Here is a 4570-nt window from a genome sequence, read left to right as displayed (position 1 = left end):
CGCCGGCCGCCCCCCCCCCCCCCCCGCCCCTAATTTGCTTTTTCACTATGCTTAAAAAAAATTATACGGCCACGGGGGGGGGCGGCCCCCGCCACGGCCGCCGGAGGCCCGACTCAGAAGGGGTTCTGCCGACCGGGGACATCGGGCGGCGAGTCGCGTGACCAGGGGATTCCGGCCCCGTTCCGAGGGGTTGATCGCGATTCGGTGAGTGGCGTCCGGGTGCGGCGGCCACTGGTTGATCCTTTCGGGACGGCTGTAGTCACGAAGAGGAGATCAACACGATGACCGCACCCAACGGTGCGAGGTTGCCCAGCGGCACGCGGCACCGCCGTTCCGACGGAACGGCGGTGCCGCGATGAGTTTTCTGGCCGTGGACTGGGCCCTCGAGCACTCGCCGGTGAACGACCCCTACGAGCGGCTGCTGCTGACCGTACTGGCGCGCAAGGCGAACTCGGACGGGACCGACGCCTATCCGTCACGGAACTCGCTGGCGATGGCGGCCCTGTGCGACAAGTCGACAGTCACCCGCCGGCTGAAGCGGTTGGAAGCCCGCGGCATCATCCGTGAGGGCGATCAGCGGGCAGCCTTCCGCATCCCGAAGCCCCTGCGGCCGAAGGTGTACGACATCTTGATCCCCTTCTCCTTCTTCAGCCCCGAACAGCTGGCAAAGGTGAACGAGGACCGGGCCGACCGCGGGCTGGGACCGCTGACGGCCGAGGACCGGCCGCCGCTCGCTCCCGCACCGCCGCGCAGGCCTCGGGTCGACAAGGGGGTGAAGCGGTCCGCAGGACCGGACGTCTCGGGGGGTGCTTCCAGCCTCCCGGGTGCTTCAAGCACCCCCCATCCGGATTCGACCGGTTCACAGGCCTTTGACCCGGGTGCTTCAAGCACCGGGGTGCTTGAAGTGCTGTCAGGAGGTGCTTCAAGCACCCCAACTCTGTCCTCCAACTCAGTCCACTCCTCTTCTGGTCCGTCCGCTGAGCAGCCGGCGGTGAAGAAGCGGAAGAAGACCGGCACGGCCGATCCGAGGACCGCTCCCGAGCGGTTCGGCGAGAGCGGCGAACCCGCCGCCGAGGACGCCCAGGTGCAGCGGATCGTCGCGGCCTGGATCGACGCGCGCAAGGCCGCAGGCTTCGGCCCGCACCGCCGGGCGACAGCGCTGCGCGACTTCACCGCGGCGGCGACCACGTTGGTGCGGCAGGGCCGGCCGGTGAACTGGCTGATGGCGGTCGCGACGTGGATGGGAACCGAGCAGCCGTCCTGGGTGGGCCTGGGCGAGGCCACCAAGGCCCAGTACGCCGGTGCTCCGGCCGAGCCGGGCTTCCGGAGCACCTGGCAGCCGACCCCCCGGTCGTTCTGCGGAGACTGCGACGAAGGCTGGGTCTACCGCCACGTCAACGGCATGGAGACCGCGGATCGCTGTGCCTGCACGTCCGCCGCGCAACTGGTTCCCACCAGCACCTGACCGGCCGGTCCCGCGCGTCGGAGAACAGGAAGGCGACGCCCGTGACCCTGCCGGCCCGCCCCTCGCCATGACAGGAGACCGCCATGACGATCCCTCCACAAGCCACCCCGCACCTGCCGCCGACGGACCCGGCGGCGCACCCGGGCCGCCGACGCCACCGAGGGGAGGAAGAACGGGAGATGGAACGTCGGCCCCCGCAGGACCTCTCGGCCGAGCAGTCCGTGCTGGGCAGCATGCTGCTCTGCCCGAACGCCATCAATGACGTGACGGACACGGCTCTGAGGCCGGAGCACTACTACCGACCCGCGCACGCCCTGATCCACCGGGCGATCCTCGACCTGTACGCAGCCGACCAGCCGGCCGACCCGATCACCCTGGCGCACGAGCTCACCAAGCGCGGCGAGCTCGGCAGGGCCGGCGGCGCCTCGTACCTGCACGCCCTGGTCGACTCCGTCCCGACCACGGCCAACGTGGAGTACTACGCCGAGATCGTCCACGAGCGCGCCGTCCTGCGCCGCCTGATCGTGGCGGGCACCCGGATCACCGGCATGGGGTACGCCGCCGAAGGCCACCTGGGAACCGTCCTGGACACGGCCCAGACCGAGGTCATGGCTGTCACCTGCGGCATCGAGGCCGCCGACGACCAAGTGAAGGACTGGGCCGAGATGATCGACGAGATGTTCGCCGCGGAAGACGCCGGACCAGTCCCCTTCCTGCCACTCCCGTACGCGGACCTGGAAGCCGGCCTGCGCATCGAGCCCGGCGATCTCGTCGTCGTCGGCGCCAGGCCCGCGATGGGAAAGTCCGTGATGCTGGTCGACCTGGCCCGGCACGCCGCGATCCGCCACCGCCTTCCGGTCTACCTGAACAGCTTGGAGATGACGCATACGCAGGTGATCCAGCGCATGATCGCCGCCGAAGCCCGCATCCCCCTGCACGGCATCCGCGACCGCACCCTGAACGAGGAGCAGGAGGCACGGCGACTGCGGGCCATCGCCCTGGCCGACGTCCCTCCGCTGACCGTCGACACGAGCGAGGAGGTCAGCATCCCCCGACTGCGTTCCCGGCTGCGCCGCCTGCAGTCCCAGGGACGGCTGCCGGCCGTCCTCCTGGTCGACTACCTGCAGTTGATGACCCCCGAGACCGGCCGAGCCGGCAGCCGCACGACCGAGGTGGACGAACTCGCCCGCGGCCTCAAGATACTGGCGAAGGCCTTCAACATTCCGGTGGTCGTGGCCGCGCAACTCAACCGGTGCGTCGAGCAGCGCGCGGACAGGAAACCCGCCATGGCCGACCTGAGGGAATCCGGAGGAATCGAGGCCAATGCCAGCGCAATCATCCTGCTCCACCGGGAGGATGCCTACACGAAGGATTCTCCGCGCGCCGGTGAGGCGGACTTGATCGTGGCCAAGAACCGCATGGGCGGCACATTCACGGCGACGGTCGCGTTCCAGGGTCACTACTCGCGTTTCGTCGACATCACCCGCAACGTCACATGACGTCCCCGGGGTCCCGGATTCCGCGGCCGGGTCCCACGGCGGACGACCGGCCCGCAGCCACTGTCGGGACTTCGCAGGTCAGCGACTCAGCCGGGACCGGGCGTGCCGGGACGGCACGGTGGTGAGGCCGGTCGACCCGGCCCGCTGCGACAACCTCGAAGCGCCCTCGCGCAGGTCCTGCTCGGACCGGTCCCACGGCGTAACCCCGGGTCGGGAAGTCGCGATCCCGCCGGGTGGGGAATCAGCGTGAAAATTCCCCACCGGGGGATCCGTTTTCGCTGATCTTCGTCGGGTCGCGCGCTCCGGAATCGGCCGTTCCCCGGATTTCGGGAGACGGCCGGGCGCTGCGCCAAGCGGGTGAAAGCAGGTCGGAGGACTTGTCACCGATTTCACGGCTCTGGATTACTTTTCTGTATCCAACCGGCGGGCCGCCCATCCCTCCCGGGGGAAGCGTGCAGTCGGCGCCCGCTGTTGCTTCAGGCGGCGGGGTGACGTGCGGCTCACGATGGGCACCCCTGTGGAGGACGTGGATCCATCTGCCGGCACCGTCTCAGCGGTGCCGGCAGATGCGGCCGCTTACATACGCCAGGAGGCGTCATGCAAGCGATCCAAAGGTTCCGAAGCGTGCTGGCCCGTGCGGCGGCCAGGTGGTCCGCCGACCCCCGTCCCTCGGACCGCGGCAGGACGACTTCAGCGGTGTGGTGCTGGGGGCATCTGCTGGGGTGGTACGTGCCGACGGTGTTGGTGGGCCGTCAACCTTCGAGCGGACCGTCGACGAGGGAACGCGTGACCGCAGCCACCGACGACCACGTTCTCGAACGGAACTCCTCCGTGATGCGCTCCGCCGGGTCCGTCCGCGGCAAGCACCGGCGGCGCCGGGGACGGGGCGGCCCGGGACGGCGTTCCGGCCGTCCCGGGGAGGCTTCCGACAACAGCGACCGGGCGGACGGCGGCGAACTCCTCCACGGAGACGAGCCAGTCTGCTTCGCCTGCCCCGCCCGGTGATACACCCCTGACGAGCCCCGGTCGATGTTCCCTCCATCGACCGGGGCTCCCCGCCTCGGCGCCCGTCGTCGCGCATCCCGGGCGAACAACCGACTCTCTTGCCGATTTGCGCACGCACGACATTCGTCAGCTCAGAGACCGCACAACCCTATGGGGGTAATTCATGGTTGATAACAACATACCGGTGATCGCTTCGGTCAGTCCGGCGTCGGGGGCGGCTGGGTCGGTGGTGACGCTGACGGGCAGTGGGTTCGCGGGGGTGACGGCGGTGCGGTTCGGTGCCGTCAACGCCTCCTCGTTCACGGTGGTGTCGGACACCCAGATCACCGCGACGGTGCCGGCGGGCTCGGGCACGGTACAGGTGACCGTGGTGGCGTGGTGGTGGGGGGCGACCAGCAACGGTGTGGCGTTCACGTACGCGGTCGCTGCTCCGGTGATCGCTTCGGTCAGTCCGGCGTCGGGGGCGGCTGGGTCGGTGGTGACGCTGACGGGCAGCGGGTTCACCGGGGCGACGGCGGTGCGGTTCGGTGCCGTCAACGCCTCGTCGTTCACGGTGGTGTCGGCGACGCAGATCACCGCGACCGTGCCGGCGGGCTCGGGC

3 protein-coding genes are annotated in these 4570 nt (G+C 69.7%); all 3 read left to right on the top strand.

The annotated features are described in order from the left end of the window. Positions 1-355 precede the first annotated feature (355 nt). The gene (locus ABTY15_RS35145; protein WP_350604900.1) at positions 356-1465 is read left to right on the top strand and encodes a helix-turn-helix domain-containing protein; all 1110 of its coding nucleotides are present in this window, start codon (positions 356-358) and stop codon (positions 1463-1465) included. Positions 1466-1644: 179 nt separating this feature from the next. Further along, positions 1645-2964, top strand: coding sequence for a replicative DNA helicase (locus tag ABTY15_RS35140; protein WP_350604898.1), 1320 nt, complete (start codon positions 1645-1647; stop codon positions 2962-2964). 1168 nt (positions 2965-4132) lie between these two features. Next, positions 4133-4570: IPT/TIG domain-containing protein (locus ABTY15_RS35135; protein ID WP_350604904.1), on the top strand; the 438-nt coding region annotated here is incomplete at its 3' end.

This window comes from Kitasatospora sp. NPDC097643 (genome assembly GCF_040302625.1).
Taxonomy (GTDB): domain Bacteria; phylum Actinomycetota; class Actinomycetes; order Streptomycetales; family Streptomycetaceae; genus Kitasatospora.
The sequence above is the reverse complement of the archived record's forward strand: the minus strand, read 5'-3'. Positions and strand labels throughout refer to the sequence as shown.